Origin of the sequence: Erwinia sp. Eh17-17, assembly GCF_039675725.1 — a bacterium.
Lineage (GTDB): Bacteria > Pseudomonadota > Gammaproteobacteria > Enterobacterales > Enterobacteriaceae > Erwinia.
In genome coordinates this window covers 267984-287290 of sequence record NZ_JBDFQT010000004.1, presented here as the reverse complement: position 1 = coordinate 287290, position 19307 = coordinate 267984, and the positions used below count along the sequence as shown (strand labels likewise).

At 57.7% G+C, this 19307-nt stretch carries 12 protein-coding genes; 8 read left to right on the top strand and 4 right to left on the bottom strand.

The window, feature by feature from the left end; translation table 11 throughout:
- Nucleotides 1–695 precede the first annotated feature (695 nt).
- The 7 genes from bcsO (at nt 696) to ABEH87_RS13705 (ending at nt 12407) form a co-directional block, all read left to right on the top strand.
- On the top strand, nt 696–1358 hold the full coding sequence (gene bcsO, locus ABEH87_RS13735) for a cellulose biosynthesis protein BcsO (protein ID WP_346576936.1): 663 nt from the start codon (nt 696–698) through the stop codon (nt 1356–1358).
- Nucleotides 1349–2146: a cellulose biosynthesis protein BcsQ gene (gene bcsQ, locus ABEH87_RS13730; protein WP_346576935.1), complete on the top strand. Its 798-nt coding sequence runs from the start codon at nt 1349–1351 to the stop codon at nt 2144–2146. The genes bcsO and bcsQ overlap by 10 nt, the downstream gene beginning before the upstream one ends.
- 80 nt (nt 2147–2226) lie before the next feature.
- Complete coding sequence (bcsA, locus tag ABEH87_RS13725) at nt 2227–4326, top strand: UDP-forming cellulose synthase catalytic subunit (RefSeq protein ID WP_346576934.1); 2100 nt, start codon at nt 2227–2229, stop codon at nt 4324–4326.
- Nucleotides 4323–6875, top strand: coding sequence for a cellulose biosynthesis cyclic di-GMP-binding regulatory protein BcsB (bcsB, locus tag ABEH87_RS13720; RefSeq protein WP_346576933.1), 2553 nt, complete (start codon nt 4323–4325; stop codon nt 6873–6875). Before bcsA ends, bcsB begins: the two co-directional genes overlap by 4 nt.
- Nucleotides 6875–10930: a cellulose synthase subunit BcsC-related outer membrane protein gene (locus ABEH87_RS13715; RefSeq protein ID WP_346577149.1), complete on the top strand. Its 4056-nt coding sequence runs from the start codon at nt 6875–6877 to the stop codon at nt 10928–10930. Before bcsB ends, ABEH87_RS13715 begins: the two co-directional genes overlap by 1 nt.
- A gap of 2 nt (nt 10931–10932) precedes the next feature.
- A complete protein-coding gene (gene bcsD, locus ABEH87_RS13710; RefSeq protein ID WP_346576932.1) occupies nt 10933–11397 on the top strand; it encodes a cellulose biosynthesis protein BcsD in 465 nt (154 codons plus the stop codon).
- Between the two features lie 11 nt (nt 11398–11408).
- Nucleotides 11409–12407 (top strand): glycosyl hydrolase family 8, encoded by a 999-nt coding sequence (locus ABEH87_RS13705; protein WP_346577148.1) that lies wholly within the window; start codon nt 11409–11411, stop codon nt 12405–12407.
- 141 nt (nt 12408–12548) lie between these two features.
- Here the strand turns inward: ABEH87_RS13705 and bcsE are convergent, their stop codons facing one another.
- Entirely contained in the window at nt 12549–13982 is a 1434-nt protein-coding gene (gene bcsE, locus ABEH87_RS13700; protein WP_346576931.1) for a cellulose biosynthesis protein BcsE, read from the bottom strand.
- A gap of 322 nt (nt 13983–14304) precedes the next feature.
- Between bcsE and ABEH87_RS13695 the strand changes: the two genes are divergently transcribed.
- Nucleotides 14305–15798, top strand: a complete 1494-nt coding sequence (locus ABEH87_RS13695; RefSeq protein WP_346576930.1) for an EAL domain-containing protein — start codon at nt 14305–14307, stop codon at nt 15796–15798.
- On the opposite strand, the gene ABEH87_RS13690 is transcribed toward ABEH87_RS13695, so the two are convergent.
- From ABEH87_RS13690 to ABEH87_RS13680, 3 genes are all read right to left on the bottom strand, one after another.
- Nucleotides 15776–16639, bottom strand: coding sequence for an FKBP-type peptidyl-prolyl cis-trans isomerase (locus tag ABEH87_RS13690; RefSeq protein ID WP_346576929.1), 864 nt, complete (start codon nt 16637–16639; stop codon nt 15776–15778). The genes ABEH87_RS13695 and ABEH87_RS13690 overlap by 23 nt on opposite strands.
- Before the next feature lie 169 nt (nt 16640–16808).
- Nucleotides 16809–17411 carry a LuxR C-terminal-related transcriptional regulator gene (locus tag ABEH87_RS13685; protein ID WP_346576928.1) on the bottom strand — a complete coding sequence of 201 codons (603 nt, stop codon included), beginning with the start codon at nt 17409–17411 and terminating at the stop codon, nt 16809–16811.
- Nucleotides 17408–19015 (bottom strand): Wzy polymerase domain-containing protein, encoded by a 1608-nt coding sequence (locus ABEH87_RS13680; protein ID WP_346576927.1) that lies wholly within the window; start codon nt 19013–19015, stop codon nt 17408–17410. Before ABEH87_RS13680 ends, ABEH87_RS13685 begins: the two co-directional genes overlap by 4 nt.
- Between the last annotated feature and the right edge of the window lie 292 nt (nt 19016–19307).

Genomic DNA, 19307 nt, shown 5'->3' with positions numbered 1-19307 from the left:
AAGGTCGACCCCTACGAATATCGTATCCCGCTGTCTGTGGGTCGACCCCTACGAATACCGTATCCCGTTGTCTTTGGGTCGACCGAAACAGAAGGTCGACCCCTACGAATACCGTATCCCGTTGCCTGTGGGTCGACCGAAACGGAAGGTCGACCCCTACAGATCATCGTATCCCCTGCGATGACCACCCGGCCATTTGTAGGGGCCGACCTTTTTTTCCGGTCGGCCCGCTGTTGCCGATCACACAAAATCCTTAAGCAAAACGCATGTTTTCTCAGGCACTGCTATGCTCAATCAACAGCCCTCTAATCTGTAATACTTAAGCGGAATCTGAGTATGGCGAAGAAATGCAGTGTCGGAAGGGCTTTTGCCAGTGACTTATGTCAAATTTTCACGGTAACGGAGTGGATTATGGGATAGTCTTAACCATCACACCGGCAATGACGCAAAATGAAAGTGTCATTATGAAAAAGGTATTTCAATTAAATGGAATAGCTTAATTAAGCGCGTGTCAAATAATCGATTAAGGCAAATAATCACCCTGTTGATATATTGCTTATGCAATCAATAATTTTAATTATTTCACGTTATTTATTCATTCAAAACCTTTTATCTGTGGTATGAGAATAGTCTGAGTGATTTAAAATTTATATGTTATATTGCCGCGAAATCATCCACCTTGCGCGATCATACTCATGAACAGCTATGATGACCTGCAGCGTTTTAAAGAAAAAACGCAAACAAACCATATTGAATTCAAAGACATGTCCGAGCAGGCGATCAACTCCGACACCACCAACTGGGCGGTGATCAAACAGTTGCTGAATGAGGGCGCAGGGTCGGTACTGGATAGCGTTCAACGCGTCGATCGGGCGGCACCGCAGCCGGTTGATCCTGCGGCCTTTGAGCCCCCGCCAGCCAGTTCGGCGCCTGTCACCTCACACCTGACGGTGCAGTCTTTTGTTGCCACCACGCCCGCGCCATCCGACCGCATTGGCGCTTCGCTGCTGGGCGATATCTCGGCCTCGCTGCAGCCGCCTGTTGCCGCGCCGGTTGAGCCAGTGAAAACGGCACCCGCACCTGCCGCTGAATCGGCTCCGCTGCGCGCCATGCCGGCAGTACAGCAGACCGCAGTGTCCGGGGCTTCCCTGCTGGAACAGCTGGCCGCCGTTACGGCTGCCGCACCGCAGCCTGCGCCCGACGTCGTGCGGGCACCGCCTGCGCCATCCGTGGCCGATGCGCCCGCCAGCGTCAGTTATAAACAGTTGTTTAGCACCGCGGCCGCACCGGCTTCCGCGTCGCTTCCGAAAGATATGTTGTTACAACCCCTGCTGGAGAAAATTGCCTCATGCCGTTAGTTTGTGTCTGCTCCCCTAAAGGCGGCGTGGGTAAAACCACCATGGCAGCCAACCTTGCTCACGCGCTTGCACGCGGCGGCAGCAAGGTGCTGGCGATCGATTTTGACGTGCAGAACGCCCTGCGCCTGCACTTTGGCGTTCCGCTGTCGGATGGCCGCGGATTTGTGGCAAAATCGGCCGAATCTTCCGACTGGAGCCAGTCCATCCTGACGACCGGCGGCAATATCTTCGTACTGCCCTATGGTGAAGTCAGTGAAGAGCAGCGCGTTGAATTTGAAAATAATCTGACGAACGATCCCAACTTTCTCGCCCGTGGGCTGCACTCGGTCCTCAACTATCCAGGCCTGGTGATTATCGCCGATTTCCCGCCGGGTCCGGGTCCTGCCCTTAAAGCTATGACCGCGCTGGCCGATATGCATTTAGTGGTCATGCTGGCAGACACCGCTTCACTTTCCCTGCTGCCGCAGATTGAAAACGAAAAAATGATTGGCGGCGCGCTGAACCAGCGTGGCGGTCACTATTTTATTCTTAACCAGAGTGACAGCCGCCGGAACATCAGCCGTGATGTGACCGCTTTCATGCAGCAGCGCCTGGGCGACAAGCTGATGGGCGTGGTGAATCGCGATGAAAGCGTGGCGGAAGCCAATGCTTCCCAGCAGTCGATTTTTGATTTTAGCCCGGTGTCCGCTGCGGCATTTGATATTGAGCTGATCGGCAAGCGCCTTTCCGCGTTGCTCAATATCAAAGTCGGCGACGGTGAAATGCACGCCCCGCTCAAGTCCCGTTAACAGCTTTATGGCCAGGCAGGGACGCCTGAAGACGCGTGGTCTGTACCACGAATTATAACAATCCGTATTCAGGATGACTTATGAACAAAGTCCTGTTTTATCTTCTGCTGCTGGTATTATCCCCTCTCGCAGCCGTCATCGTTATTACCCCGATGGATAGCCAGAAACAATATATTTTCGGCTTGATTTCGATTGCTATCCTGTTTTTATTAGGGGTCAGCAAAAGCAAAAAAATCTCGCTGGTCATGGTGATGCTCTCCGCCATGATGTCGACGCGCTATATTTACTGGCGTGCGACGGAAACGCTGCATTTTAATTCTGAGGTTGAAGCTATTCTCGGCATCGGATTATTTATTGCCGAGCTTTACGTCTGGCTGATATTAATTCTGGGTTACCTGCAAACGTCATGGCCGCTTAAGCGTACCATTGAGCCGCTGCCTGATGATGTCAGCCTGTGGCCCACGGTCGATGTCTACATTCCCAGCTATAACGAAAGTCTGGATGTGGTGCGGGATACCGTGCTGGCCGCGCAGTGCATCGACTACCCGCGTGACAAAATCAAAGTCTACCTGCTGGATGACGGTAAACGCAGCGAGTTTGCCCGCTTTGCCGCCGACGTCGGCGTGGGCTACATCACGCGTGATGATAACCGCCATGCCAAGGCCGGTAACCTTAACCACGCGATGAAAATCACCAAAGGTGAGCTGATCTGCATCTTTGACTGTGACCACGTGGCAACGCGTACCTTCCTGCAGGCGACCGTGGGTGCCTTCCTGAAAGATGACAAGCTGGCGCTGTTGCAGACGCCGCACTACTTCTATTCCCCGGACCCGTTTGAGCGCAACCTGAAAGCGGCGCGTGAAATTCCGAACGAAGGCGCACTGTTCTATGGCCCGGTACAGCAGGGTAACGACAACTGGAACGCCACCTTCTTCTGCGGCTCCTGTGCAGTGATCCGCCGTTCAGCGCTGGAAGAGATCGGTGGCTTTGCGGTAGAAACCGTTACCGAAGATGCCCACACGGCGCTGAAAATGCAGCGTCTCGGCTGGGGCTCGGCCTTCCTGGCGATCCCGCTGGCGGCCGGTCTGGCGACCGAACGTCTCGGCCTGCACATCGTGCAGCGTACCCGCTGGGCGCGCGGTATGACGCAGATTTTCCGCGTGGATAATCCGCTGTTTGGCCGGGGCCTGAAATGGCAGCAGCGCCTGTGCTACCTCAATGCGATGCTGCACTTCCAGTTTGGTCTGCCGCGCGTCATTTTCCTGACGGCGCCGCTGGCGTACCTGCTGTTTAACCTGAATATCATTCACTCGTCGGCCAGCCTGATCTTCGCCTACGTGCTGCCGCACCTGGTGATGTCGCTGTACGTTAACTCCCGTATGAACGGCCGCTTCCGCGCCACCTTCTGGGGGGAAATCTATGAGACGGTGATGGCGTTCCACCTGGTGATCCCGACGCTGCTTACGATGATTTCGCCAAAGCACGGCAAGTTCAACGTGACGGATAAGGGCGGCCTGCTGGACGTCGGCTTCTTTGATTTCAACATTGTGCGTCCGCACGTCATCTGCGCGCTGCTGTTGCTGGTTGGCGTGGTGAGCGGGATTATCCGCGCCACCGCCCATGATTACTTCGGCGTCGATCCGTATGTCATTGCGCTGAACGTCGGCTGGGCCACCTTCAGCCTGATTATTCTGATGGCGGCGATCGCCGTCGCGCGTGAAACCAAACAGGTGCGTAAAACCATCCGTATTGATGTCGATCTGCCGGTAGTGGTGCATTACGCCAACGGCATCTCATCACGTACCAATACCGTCAACCTGTCGATGGGCGGAGCGCAGATCAACGCCCCTGACCAGCGTCATGAAAACGACGACATTGAAGCGATTGATGTGATCCTGCAATCCGGGGTGATCTCCATTCCGGTACAGATTATCGGCGCTGAAAACGGCGTGATCCGCCTGCAGTTCGATGAGATGCCGCTGTCGCGCCGCCGTGAGCTGGTGCGCGTGGTGCTCTCGCGGGCTGATGCCTGGATCCAGCCGCAGGGGCGCAAAGATAAACCGCTGCGCTCGCTGCTGACGATTATCCGTACCGTATTTGAACTGTTCTGGCTGACCTTCCAGGACCGTCGGGCAAGAAAAAAAAATCAGGCGCAAGTGGAAGAGGATAGCGCGGTATGAAGCCATTATTACTCCGTGCACTGTGCCTGAGTACCTTACTGACCCTGGGCAACGTTCAGGCCGATCCGACCAGCGTCACCAGTGACAGCAGCGCGCTGTCAGATATTCCGCCTCCGGCGGATGTTGGATCCGCCGCGGCCCCGGCTGCTGCGCCTGCTGCGACGTCAGCGCAACCCGCTGAGAACGCTCAGCCTGCTGCGACGCCAGCGCAACCCGTTGAGAATGCTCAGCCTGCGGCTGCGGCTATGGCGGAAGGCGATCTCCCTGCCGGTGATGAAGAGGCGCTGCCGCCGGGCACCAACGAAGGGCTGCCTGCGGGCCTGCCGCCGCTGCCAGCTCCGGTGATGGACGAGCCGGCCGCTCAGCCTGCGGTGTCACTCAACCAGCCGCTGAGCACGACGGTGAGCGTGGCGCAGATGGGCCAGAGCCGGGGCATTACCCTGACCGGCGGTCAGCTGCAGTCCGGCATCGTTTTTACGCTGCCAACGGATGAAGTGGTCACTAACGCACGTCTGAATCTGTCGCTGAAAGTGTCTCAGGCGCTGGCGGCGCGCAACACCTCGCTGCAGCTGATGCTGAACGGTCAGCCGCTGGGCACCCTGCCGCTGAGCGCCTCTGACCGCGCCAGCGAAGACTATCAGCTGGATATTCCGGCCGCGATGGTGGTCTCCAGCAACAACCTGAGCTTTAAAATTAACGATGCCGACCAGCTGCTGTGCGAGCGCGACAGCGCCGAACAGTACCAGGTGACCATCCTGCCGAAAACCACGCTGGCGCTGGAAGGCCAGCAGCTGAACATCGGCACCAGCCTGCGCAACTTCCCGCGCCCGTTTATTGACCCGCTGCGGATGAGTCCGGCCAGCGTGGCCATGGTGTTCGGCGAAGACGTCACGCCGGGTGAAGTCAGTGCGGCGGCGATACTCGCCTCGTGGATGGGCATTCAGGCGGACTATCGCGGCATCAGCTTCCCGGTGCTGCGCGATCGGCTGCCGGAGAAAAACGGCGTGGTGTTGGGTCACCCCGGCGAAAAAATCGGCAGCCTGACCCTGCCCGACAGCGAAGGTCCGTCACTGCATATCGTCGATAACCCCGACAATCCGGTGTACAAGCTGCTGCTGATTGTGGGGAAAAGTGACGATCAGCTGCGTCAGGCCACCTGGCGTCTGTTACAGCCTGTCAGCATCGACGAGTCTGCCCTGGCGGTGGTTCCGCAGAGTATGCCGCAGCGTAAGCCTTACGATGCGCCGCGCTGGATCAATACCGAGCGCCCGGTGCGTCTCAGCGAGCTTCTGCGTAAAGATCAGAACCTGACCACCACCGGCATCTGGCACGATGCGCTGCGCGTGAACTTCCGCGCGGCGCCTGACCTGTTCCTGTGGGACGGCGACACCATTCCGGTACAGCTTAACTATCGATTCCCGTCAGAAAGCTGGATTGATGAAGATAGCTCCCTGCTCAACGTCACGCTGAACGGCACCTTCCTGCGTAACCTGACGGTAAACAAGGTCGGGCTGCTGGAGAATATCTGGCACCGTCTGGGCGGCGACGCGCGTCAGGAGAAATACACCCTGAAGCTGGAACCGTACCTGATTTACGGTGATAACCAGATGCAGCTCTATTTCAACATCAAACCGAAGGCCAGCGCACCGTGCAGCGTACTGACCAATAACAATATCAAGAGCCGGATTGAGGACAATTCGTTTATCGACCTGAGCAACACCCGTCACTTTACGCTGCTGCCGAACCTCTCTTACTTCGTCGGGGCCTCTTTCCCGTTCTCGCGTCTGGCTGACTATTCGCAGACGGTGCTGATGCTGCCTGAGAAGCCAGGTAATGCTGAGATCAGCACCCTGCTGGATATGGCAGGCCGTTCCGGCAACGCCACCGGCGTGGCGCTGACCCAGAACAGCGTGATGTTTGGTATTCCGGCCAGCGGCACGCTGCGCGGTCGCCTGGAAAACAGCGATATTCTTTCTGTTTCCACCCTGGCGCAGACCGGTTTTAACCGCGATATGCTGGCAGCATCGCCGTACGAGCTGAACAACCACACGCTGGGCGTGAAAGTACCCAACACCCTCGACAACCTGCGCGGCTGGCTGACCGGCGACTGGAACCGCCAGACGCTGGACGCTGACCGCTACTTCTCGTCGAACGAAGACTGGCGCGGCTTTATCAGCTATCGCTCGCCGTGGAACAGCAGCCGTCTGGTGGTCATGACCGTCGCCACCGACGATAACCAGCTGGCGCGTCTGCATAACGACATGACGTCATCGCGTATCAATGCGGGTATTCGCGGCGATACGGCGATCATCACCGATGAGAACGGCATCCGCAGCTTCCGCGTGGGGGCCATGTTCCCGAGCGGGCAGATGCCGTGGTACATGATGGTGGTGTGGTATGCCAACCAGCATGCGGTGCTGCTGGCGTTACTGGCGCTGTTCTGTTCAGTGCTGGTGGGTCTGAGCGTATACGTCCTGCTGAAGCGTCACTCGCGGCGTCGTCTGCACCCGCAGAATAATTCCAATACCTCTGGCGAGAAGAAAGAATGATGAAAACCAGACTGACCCCCTTAACCGCCAGAATTCGTCATTGCTGGATGATCGGCAGCGGTCTTGCGCTGTCGGTAATGGCGTTCCCGCTGTTTGCCGCAGACAACAACCCGGCGATTCAGGCGCTGTTTGACCAGGCGAACTACTGGCATCAGAAAGCCCACGATGAGCTGGCGCGCGATGCGCTGAACAAAGTGCTGATGGTTGACGGCAACAACGCTCAGGCACTGTACCTGATGGCGCTGTGGGCACAGCAGGGCGGCGACGGTGCCGCCGCTGCTAAATGGCGCGCGCGCCTGAGCCAGGTCTCTCCACAGGACCCGCGTCTGGTGGAGCTGGACAACGCCCGTCAGCTGCAAACTATCCCGGCAGCGCAGCTGTCGCTCGCCCGTCAGCAGGCGCGCAGCGGCAACACGGCCGCCGCGCTACAGACCTGGCGCAATACCTTCAGCGGCAATGAGCCTCCGGCCAGCGTGGCGGCGGAATATTACCTGACCATGGCCGGTGACCGCACCCTGCTGCCGCAGGCGGTGGACAACCTGCGCCAGTTCTCGGCACAGCATCCGCAGGACATCGGCGCGAAACTGGCGCTGGGTAAGGCGCTGACCTATCAGGAAGCCACCCGCCGTGAAGGCCTGCAAACGCTGGAAGGGCTGGCGGGCGGCAACGCCGACGCCGATCGCTCCCTGCGTCAGGGACTGCTGTGGCTCGGCCCGCAGCCGGGCGATGCGCCGCTGTATCAAAACTACCAGCAGCGTCATCCGCAGGATAAGACGGTGATGGACTACTTCCGTAAAAACGTTGGCGGCGCGGCGAAGGGTCAGGGTTTTACCGCCCTGAACAGCGGCGACGTCAGCGGCGCTCAGACCGCCTTTGACCAGGTTCTGCAAACTAACCCGGAAGATGCAGATGCGCTGGCCGGTCTGGGTTATGTGGCACAGCGCAGCGGCGACTACGCCAAAGCGGCAGACTATCTGGAGCGCGCGGCTAAACTGGGCGGCACCGACAGCCAGCAGCGTCAGCAGCAGGCGGCGGATGCCCGTTTCTACGGCCAGCTGGCTGCGGCCCAGCAGGCACAGAAATCCGGTGACAGTGCCCAGGCGCTGAGCCTGAGCGCACCGTTAACCCAGGCGACAGGCGAGAAAGGCGTGGCCGCGAAGCTGTTCCGCGCCGACGTGCTGCGCCGCAATAATCAGCTGGCTCAGGCTGAACAGACCTACCGCGACGTGCTGGCGAGCGATGCGGATAACCGCCCGGCGAAAGAGGGGCTGTTCTACGTGCTGCGTCAGCAGGGCAACACCGCCGAAGCCAATACGATGCTGGCTTCTCTGCCCTCCAGCGTGCGTGAAGCGGTGACGCCGCGCCCGGTGGCGACCAGCGATCCGGTGCGCCGTGACGCGAAACAGGCGCTGGCGGCAGGAAACCCGCAGCGCGCTATCAGCATTCTGCAACAGGGGATGCAGCGCTTCCCGGCCGACGGCTGGCTGCGTCTTGATCTCGCCCGTATTTATCAGCAGCAGGGGGATTCTGCCGCTGCTGCGGGCGTGATGCAGCCCGCCTTCCGCAACGGGGCCAGCAGCAATGAGGTTTACGCCGCTGCGCTGTTTGCCAGCGAAAGTGGAGCCTGGACCCAGGCGCAGAGCCTGCTGTCACGTATTCCGGCCCGCAGCCAGAACGCCGAAATGCGCGCGCTTATCCAGCGGGTGAACTTCAATCAGCAGATGTCCGTCGCTCAGCAGTATCTGGCACAGGGTTCGAACGCAGCGGCAGCCAATACGCTGAAAGCGCTGGCGGCGAACCCGCCGCAGAATCCGGCCGATGCGGGCAACCTGGCGAAAGGCCTGGCGCAGGCGGGTGATATGACTACGGCGGTGTCCGTGGTGCGAGCCAGCATGCAGCGCGGCGTTCAGGGTAACGCCGGGGACTATGCGGCGCAGGTAGCGGTGCTGAATCAGGCGGGCCTCGGCGGCGAAGCTCAGGCTTTCCTCAACAGCCCGGAGCTTCAGGCGCGCAGTACCAGCACCCAGCTGGCCGCTATTCGTAACGGCGGCGTGATTAATGAAGTGGATAACCTGCGCGAACGTAAACAGTACGCGGCGGCTTACGACAAGCTGATTGGCGCACTGCAGAAAGATCCGCAGAACAGCGACCTGATGTTTGCCATGGCACGTCTCTACCAGTCCGGCAAAATGAACAAAGAAGCGGCGGTGGTGTATGACTACCTGATGACGCGTGATACGGAAACGCAGGATGCGCGTGAAGGGGCGATCAACACCGCCCTGGCGCTGAATGACGTGCCAAAAGCCCGTGCGCTGACCAGCGGCCTGCGCGGTGAGCCTTCGCCGGAACGCCTGCTGCTGCTGGCACGCGTTTCCGAAGCGGAAGGCGACCACAACCAGGCGCTGAGCTACCTGCGCACCGCCAAAGGGAAGATGATTGGCCTGGACGGCAGCAGCGTGGGCAGCGCGGCCGGTATGGGTGGCCTGACGCTGTCTGATAACCCGTTTATCAACCGCACCACCATGACGGTACGCAAGTCGCCGTCGGTGTATGGCAATACGATGCCGTGGCAGCAGGCCCCGGATGCGCGAGACTATCGGGACATCGACGGAGCCGAAGGCGGGCTGACCCTGGTCGGCGGTGGCTCTGCGGCCGCCACGCAGCAGAACCAGACGCTGCACCAGATCGACACCATGATGGACGAGCTGCAAAAGGATACCGGCACCTGGATGCAGGGCGGGGTTCAGATCCGCGCCCGCGACGGCGAAAACGGTTTAAGCAAGCTGACCGAAGCCAAAGCGCCGCTGGTGTGGTCCAGCTCTCCGCTGGGGGATGCGCGCTTTGACTTTACCGTCACGCCAATGACCCTGAGCGCAGGCAGCGCCAGCGGCGACGCCTATCGTCGCCTGGGCACCGGTGGCTCCAGCGTCGCCGTCGAGAACCTGATCCAGAATATCAAGAACGAGCAGACCAACTACAGCGGCCTGACTGCCGCCGAGAAAGCCACCTTTGATGCGGCTAACCCCGGCGTCAGTGCCGCCCTGAACAACCTTAACGGTATTGATAGTGCAGACTTCAACCCGTTCACCAACAGCGGTCTGAGCAACCTGCAGAACCTGAACAATAACGCCACGCTGGCACGATACCTGGCAACCTCGTCACGTAAGGTGAACGTCGATACCGCGACCTCATCCGCGACGGATTCCCAGACCGCCAGCGGGGTCGAGCTGAACCTGGCGTTAAGCGGCGACAGCTACAAGATTGACCTCGGCAGTACGCCGCTGGGCCAGGACCTCAGCACGCTGGTCGGTGGCGTGAAGTGGGCGCCGAAGCTGACGGACTACCTGACGCTGATCCTGACCGGTGAGCGCCGTGCGGTGACCGACAGCCTGCTCTCTTATGTCGGCGTGAAGGACAAATACTCCGGGAAAAGCTGGGGCCGCGTGACCAAAAACGGCGGCAACGCGATGCTGAGCTACGATGACGGCGACGCCGGATTCTACGTCGGCGCGGGCGGCTACAGCTACCAGGGTGAAAACGTCGCCAGCAACACCTCGTTAATGGGAAGTGCCGGTGCTTACGTGCGTCCGTTCCACTTCAGCGATCGCGAACTGAAAACCGGGATCAACATCAGCTGGATGGACTTCTCGAAGAACCTGAGCAACTTCAGCTACGGTCAGGGCGGCTACTTCAGCCCGCAGAACTATGTCAGCGTGTCGTTCCCGGTGGACTTCACCCAGACCTATGATGACCTGAGCGTGAAGGTGGGCGGTTCGGCGGGCTATCAGTCCTACACTCAGGACCAGAGCGCTTACTTCCCGAACAACAGCGATTACCAGTCACTGCTGGAAAATGCCGTGACGGCGGGCTACGCCAAAGAGGCTTACTTCAGCGGCGGCAGCAAGAGCGGCATTGGTTACAACCTGCACGCGGGTGCGGATTACAAAATCAACAAAGACGTTACCATCGGCGGTCAGTTGGGCTATGACACCTTTGGCGACTATAACGAAAGTACAGCGCAGCTCTACTTCCGCTACATGCTGGGAGGCAAATAAGCATGAGTCAGTTACAGGAACGCACTCTGCAGTATTACCGTCAGCAACAGTACCAGCCGGGCTGGTTTGATCTGCTGAGCGTGATGATTAACGGGATGCTGAATAATGCCGGTGAACGCGAAAGTCAGGCGTTTTTACGCCAGATGGGCGATAACCTCGCCAGTCGTTACCCGCTGGGCGCCATCGCCACCGTGGCGGATCTGGAAACGCAGATCAATCAGGTGCTGGGCCGCTTCAACTGGGGATTTGTCGATCTGCAACCGTCTGAAACGGCGATCGTCATCGATCATCTGGCCTTACCGCCGGGCGACGGCGTGATGCCGGATCGTCAGTGGCGTCTGGCGCTGGGCGCGGTGCTGATGGGGCTGTACGCCCGCTGGCTGCGCGTTCAGGGCGGCAGCGATAAGGTGGCGCTAACCTGTGAAGAGACCGGTGAAAGTTCACTGCGTTTCCGCTACCAATCATGAGGAAAACGATGATGGCAATGCTCAGAACGGGCATCATCCTGTTCGCACTGGCGCTGGGGATCGCCCAGGCCAGTGCCGCAGACGGCTGGAGCACCTTTAAAACCCGCTTTATGACGTCAGAAGGGCGCATTCAGGATACGGGCAATAAAAACGTCAGCCACACGGAAGGCCAGGGTTACGGGATGCTGATGGCGGTGTATTACAACGACCGCAGCAGTTTTGACAGCCTGTGGCGCTGGACGCAAAACAACCTGAGTAACCCGACTAACGGTCTGTTTTACTGGAAGTATATCCCTGGTAACGCCGATCCGGTCAGCGATAAAAACAACGCCTCCGACGGTGATGTGCTGATCGCCTGGGCGCTGCTCAAAGCGGGTGAGAAGTGGCAGGAACCGGCGTATTTACAGCAGTCCGACCGCATTCAGCGGGCGATTGTGGCCCATAACGTGATCACCTTTGCGGGCCGTACCGTGATGCTGCCGGGTGCGCAGGGCTTCAATAAAACCAGCTATGTGGTACTGAACCCGGCCTATTTTATCTTCCCGGCGTGGCGTGATTTTGCCCGGCGCAGTCATCTGAAAGTGTGGAATGCGCTGACCAGTGACGGGCTGGAAATGCTGTCTGAGATGCGTTTTGGTGACAGTGGTCTGCCGCTGGACTGGGTGGCGATGAACGCCGACGGCTCGATGGCTCCGGCCACCGCCTGGCCGCCGCGTTTCAGCTACGATGCCATCCGCATTCCGCTCTATCTGCACTGGTACGATGCGCAGTCGTTGCAGCTGGTGCCGTTCCAGCGTTTCTGGATGAACTTCCAGCGCCTGCAAACCCCGGCGTGGATTGACGTGCTAAGCAATAATCCAGCGCCGTACATGATGGCGGGCGGTTTGCTGGCAGTGCGGGATTTGACGCTGGATGATACGGGCTATATCACGGATTCATTGAGCAGCAGCGAGGATTATTACTCTGCCAGCCTGCATCTGCTGACGTATCTGGCGCTGAAAGACCGTTAATTTCCTTCCCTGAGGGGTCGGGCATGTCCGACCCCTGCACCAAACGCGCCCGTCATACACGCTGTGTGAACCGGAGCCGCATCGGCCCCCTCCCATCAGTATCACTGCGGATCCTTTTTTACGGGATGACGTCGTGTTACGTCAGTCGCCTGGCGTCATTTCATCTATTTTCCTCACCTCCGCCAGGATCTGCACATCTTCAAACCAGGTCATTCTCTGGCTGAAAATCTCAGCGGATGGCCGGCCGAAGATGTAGTGCAGCGCCGTCTCCAGGTCGGCTTCACGGCAGGAGGTGAGGAACAGGTACAGGCGGTCTTCTGAGCGGGTGAACAGGTCGCCGTAGCGGCGCGGTCTGCACAGCGTTATCGCCTGCTCCGGGCTGAACTCTGGCGCCGGGCACAGTGCCACCAGCAGACCTTTACCCTTCTCCGGCAGCAGGGGGTTTTCGATGAGCTGCGTGACGCAGCGGCAGAAATGCGCCAGCGGCAGGTAACCTTTCTCCTGCAGCGGCTGCATGGAATTCAGCAGAATGCCGAGATCAGCGGCCACGTGGCGGTGATACTTCTGCCCCTGCAACCCTTCAAGGGCGGTCAGAAAGCGCGGCAGGGGGGCGTCGAAGGGCACGATGAGGTTGACGCCGCAGGCCAGCAGCAGGCGCTCATCGCTGTAGCGCAGCGTGGCCTGCATTTCACGTACCACCATTTTCAGGGCACTGCCACAGGTGCGGCGCAGACGGTGAATATCGCCCGCCAGTGTGACAATCTGCTCATTAGCATGCAGGTTAAATATCACCGTAGCGGCGCTGGCCTGCTTCACCTGCACTGCGCTGGCAAGCTGGCTGTTATCATCAAATAACATCCATATGCCCGACAGCGGCAGCGTCCCCGCCAGCACGCTTTTTTCAGCCAGATACAGAGGCTCATCCTCTGAGGCTAAGGTGAGCGTTTGCGCCGCATCGTGCCGCTGAATGAAAGAGTCATCAAGTAAAGTCAGACGCAGCGATTGGTCCACCAGCATCACGCTGTTATTGCTCCACCATTGGACCCGATAATTCCAGCTCTCCTGCTGCCATTCCAGATGGGATAAACCGTCTAAATGGCGATAGCATTTTTTTAAATCATCACGCAGCCCGTCAACCCCGGCCCCTGCGGTGATAATCAACAGCGTTGAATTTCGCGCACTCAACCCTGTCTGCATCTCTTTGAGCCAGCGGCTGAACTCCACTGAAGATAAACTTTCCCAGGTGCTGAATGTTGTATAAAACAGCAGAAGCCGGGGTTCGTCGTCGAAAGTACGCGACAGCGCTGCGCTTAAATCTACCAGCGCCTCTGGCGTTTCTGGCAGCGTATAGCGAGGGATGTGATGGCCGTCAGCCTGCGGGATGGCCGCCAGCAGGTGCCGGAGGTTGCCGGCCGTGCCGATCAGGGCTAATGAGCGCTGAGCGCTGAGGATCGGGTGTATCAGTGGGGGGGCATCGTCCTGGCGGTTGACGGTCATCCAGTAGCAGCCTGGCGATTGCATCAACACTAATTCGTTTTGCACCTGACCCAGCCCTAAGCTAAATGAAATCGTCATAAGATATTTCGCACCAGGGTAATCCAGCATAATGACAGCCCGGATAAAATGTCCGGGCCCTTTGTAACTTCGTCAATATACATTACAACGTAAACCCTGCCAGTGAATGATTGGTGATGACGTAGTGTGATAAACCCGATTAATCAGCGGGCAGCCCCCACCCTTTTTCACCGGCTCCGGCCGCAGCAAAATACCAGGAAAACGCCTAAACGAGCGATTGCGGCTTGTGGTAGCTTAAAAAGCGGTTGCCATAGGATATACTCAGGGCTGTTTTTTGCCCTATACGCGCTGAACAACGAATTCAGCGCTTCGGAGAGCAGGCTTGCGCGTCAGTCGTTCCTTAACGATTAAGCAAATGGCGACGATTTCCAGCATTGCCGTCGTCACTATTTGCATTTTTATCGTCATACAGCTTTTTCATTTTGTGCAGCAGCGCAGGATTGACTATGCCCAGCAGATGGAAAATGTGGCGCATACCGTGCGTCAGCCGCTGTCACAGGCCGTACTGAAGGCGGATATCCCTCAGGCTGAATTTATACTTAACTCGCTGCGCCCGGCGGGCATTCTGGCGCGCGCAGAAGTGCTGCTACCGAACGGTTTACAGGCGCTGCACACGGATTTTGAACCTGAAAAACCGGTGCCGCGTTTTATCATGGATCTGTTTGAACTGCCGGTGCAGATCACCGTTCCGCTTTATTCAGTACAGCCTGCCAACCCGAAGCCGCTGGCTTATCTGGTTTTACAGGCTGACTCCTGGCGCGTGTATCAGTTTATCCTCAGCGCCGTCTCCACCATGGTTACCGCCTACCTGCTGCTGGCGCTGATCCTCTCTGTCTCTATCAGCTGGTGCATCAACCGGCTGATGGTGCGGCCGCTGCGCACCATTGCCCATGAGTTACAGGACTTAACGGCACAGCAGGTGGCAAACCATCAGCTGACGCTGCCGCATTATCATCGCGATGACGAAATCGGTTTGCTGATCCGCAACTATAACCGTAACCAGCAGATTCGGACTGCGCTGCAGGATGACCAGAACCCGGGTTCTGGCGCAGCGCCGTGCACGGCGCTGGAAAAGGTTATTGTTCAGGCACTGGCAGCGGAACAATTTGCGCTGTGGATGCAGCCGCAGATCGATATGCGCAGCGGCCAGCTGGTCGGCGCGGAAGCTCTGTTACGGATGCGCCAGCCGGACGGAAGCTGGTCTCTGCCGGAAGATTTGATCCCCAGTGCCGAAAAGATCGGATGCATTACCGTGCTGGGCCGCTGGGTGTTTGAAGCGTCCTGCCGGGTGCTGGCAGACTGGCAGGCGCGGGGGATTGCGCTGCCGCTCAGCGTTAATCTTTCGGCGGTCCAGCTGCGTGAACCGCAGATGCTCAGCCATCTGCAGGCGCTGATGACCCGCTACCCGATCCGCCCCGGTAGCCTGGTGCTGGAGATCACGGAAACCGCGCAGATTGGCGAGCCTGAGCAGGCGCTGTGCCTGTTGCAACAGCTCAGCCAAGCCGGGGTTTCCGTGGCGCTGGACGACTTCGGCATGGGGTACGCCAACCTGAACTGGCTGAACCAGTTTAAAACCCTGCCGATTGCCAAACTGAAGATGGACCGCAGCTTTGTGGCGATACTGCCACATGACGACACCATGGTGCAGATTGTCTCCTCGATTGCCGATATCATGCAGCTGGATGTCATTGCCGAAGGGGTGGAAACCCGCGAGCAGCGCGACTCGCTGCTGGCCCACGGCATCCATACGGGTCAGGGCTATCTCTACTCTGAGGCGCTGCCGCTGGCCGAGTTTACTCAGCGTTATCTGCGCTAAAACCGGCCTGCCGCATATCGTCAGGCCGGGGATTCATTCCGTCTCCGGGGGAATTTTCCCCTGTCTGCGCGTTCTCCGGGTACATTTCAGCAATACGTAACTGATAGACCATGGTGGCATCAGGCGGCACCCTCTGGAGATAGCCCCGCTCGCCGTAGGCCAGTGCCGGAGGGACCACCATCGTCATCGATCCATGGTTCTTCAGTAGCAGGATCGCTTCTTTAAACAGCGGTGGAAAATCAGCGACCTTCTGTGACAGCGTGGTGCCGGAGATTTCCATATCATGAATGACGGTGCCGTCGGTCAGCGTCTCTTTTACTACCACATCCACGATTGCACCTGACGAAATGACGCTATCACCTTCATAATCAATGTGATACCAAAAACCACTTTCCGAGTATGTTACTTCTTTATGCTGTTTAAAGGTCCGGAGAAAATCCTCATCCATGGGGTATTGACGAAGAAGGCGCTCTTCCCGCGCCTGACTGAACTCTGCCTCTGCGGCCCGCTGCACCTCAGCCTGAGCGGCTGTATGCTGCGAAGACTCAGCCGGGTGTGCGGTTAATGTGCGCTGTTTTTCTGTTTCAACGGCCTGACCATTCCCGCTCTCCGCACGGAAAGGAATGCTCGTGTGGGGCAGCCCTTCCTGCATGGGGGCATTCAACGCGGCGGACGCGGACCTTTCCACGGCCCCCCAGCCAGCCTGTAGCAGAGAGTTTTCAGTAAATGGCAGCATGGCAGGGAGCGTATTTTGCTGCGGCTTTTCGGCCTGTGAACAGGAGGGGGCCAGACTTACCGTTATCAGCGTAAGCCATGCCAGCGTCCTTACCCGGTGGGTCATTTTAACCATTTTCCCTGTGCTTGCCGATTGGGCACGTTATGTAATGACGCGCTGACGATACCGGGCATGACCTGTATCTCAGCGCCACCATTCCGTTCGGTGTTCCGATCTGCGGCGTACGTCCTGCATAATCAACGCAGGGCGCGCCATGATGTTAAAAACGGTGGTTTCAGACCTGGTGAGACTTTCCGACGATTTTTGTCATAGCGTTACCGATTAGCCATTGATACAAGTCAGTGGAGCGCGGCAGATTGAGTCTTGCCATCGCACTGCGCTTGTGGCAACTCACTGTCTTACCGTTAATTCTCAGCAAAGAAGAGATCTCATTGATACCCATGCCACGGGACAGGAAGTACAGAACCTGTTCCTGGCGACTTGTCAGCACTATATTGCCGGAGGGGGTGCAGGGTGTCTCACACGCCTTTTTTTCAGCGGCAACGATGTTATCGAGCAACTGCCTTAATATCTCTTTCCCCTGGTGGCGATAAAACACCGACGGGATGTTATATCTGGAAAAGTGGTGGTTTTTTTCCGACATCACCATCACCAGCTTTTTCATGTAGGGCGCTTCGCGTATCAGACCCAGCGGGAGTGAGGTTTCCGGGGAGTCAGGCGCCCAAAATATCATATCAGCGATAGGGTAGGCGTAAGGGACGGACAAAATAAAGACGGGTATATTCCTCTGCGAGAAATACTCCTCAATGTAGCTTTGCAAACCCGTTGAAAAAATTCTATTCGAATCGATAATCAGAACTTTAAATATGCGCTTCACTTTGCTGCCTCCTTTTTGTTATTGATTTCATCCGTGCGGAATCGCTTATCATCAGGAAACATAATAAAAGCCTCCTGTTTTATCTTGTGATACTGACCGTCAGCCTTCAGCCAGGCTAAAACACTGACCAGATTGCCATACACATTTCTGTCTATGCGGGACAACAGGTAACGCTCAGCCCAGTGTTGATACTGGTATAAACTGTTTATATTTGCGGCGTGATTAAAAACCAGCAGGTCGTGGAGATGCTTATCGTACTGCCAGCGTTCACGGTTGACCCACAGGTCATATTTCATGACGGCATGCGCCCGCGTGATATCCCGTAACTGATGGCGTTCTGCCGAGGTCAACACCAGATTGGCGTACAGCCCCTGTGAAAACAGCCCCAGGGCCGCCAGTGACAGAGCAATAATCGGCACCTTGATCCTGTTTATCCTGCGTGGGGCGATGCAGGCCTGGGGAGTGATATTCAACTGCCCGGCCAACAGCGCCGCCAGCATTAAAAACACCGCCCAGTGCGGCGCTGACGAAGTAAATGGAAACTCTGTCTGAGTATGCAGCAGCATCGGAATCAACACGGCCGTGATCGCCAGAGGTAGCGGACTGCTTTCACTGTCACCCACGGCGGAGAAGGCCATACGGATGGCTCGCCAGAAGACACAGGCTCCGGCCGCTATCAGCACTAAGATGCCACACAGCGCCACCATTCCCCCTTCAACCCACCACAGCAAAATCTCATTGTGTGGGTGACGCACCACGCCTAATCCCAGGGTAGAAAAGTGGTGTGCGGCACGAAAGTGCTGGAAACTGTATTCGAAGCCACCATAACCCCAGCCGAGAAAAGGCCTGGCAGCAATCATCTTCAGCGTGTTCTGCAATATAATCAGTCGGGCTTGGTTTGAATCCGCGTGAGTAACCGACGGCAGCTCACCTTCCCGGCTCACTATCAGAGCCAGGGTCAGGCCCGTCAGCATCAGTCCTGCTGCCAGCGCCGTTTTTTTCGGCGCAACCCTTAATCCCACCGTCAGCAGTAGCAGGACCGCCACGCTTCCTCCCAGCCAGCCAATGCGTGACTGTAGCCAGACCAGCAGAGCGGTAAACAGCACCAGCAGCGCCGCCAGAAGCGAGCGGGTGATCTGTTTCATTCGGTGACGGGACGGATTCACGCCGGGAATAAAAAACATCACCAGCGCCAGCGCCAGGCCGGTTGCGATGAAACTGGCCAGCAGATTAACCTGCTGAAAAACGCCGTAGGGGCGGTTGTTCAGGACGGGGTAGGCAAAAAAATCGGGCACCCGGTGCGGCGCAAAAAGCTGTCCTGTGGCAATCACCGCCTGAAGCGTGATGGCACAGAGTAAGCCGGTGAGTAACCAGCGAAACTTTTCCTGAAACAGAGCGTACTGTCGCAGCGACATCGCAAACAGGGCTCCTGCCATCAGTGCCATGCAGCGTGCACCTGCAGTGTCGTACCACTGACTTTTCGTCGTGAGTACAGGCAGGGCCAGCAGTACCAGCGCAAGTAAAATAATGCGCGTGGTGGTGCCCAAAAAAAGCGCGTTATGATGGGGCAGACTTATCCATATACCCGCAGTAATGGCAGCCATGACTGCCCACGTCAGGATATTCAACGGCAGTTTTAACCCTGACCCGCCCATATTCGGCAGGTAAAGCGGTAGCAGCAGTACAAGCCAAACCATTAGCAGAGAAAGCGGTAGCCATTGCGCAAAAGGGAAAAATGAAGAGTGAGTCTTTTTTTTTATTGAGTACATGCACTTGCCCGAAAATTTGAGATTTTTCGCCTCTGTGAAGCCCGCTGTCGCTACCCTGTGCAGGCTGCCTGATAAATGACTTCTGCCGCGTATGGCAGGGAAGTGGAAAGCGCCTTTCGAATTATTA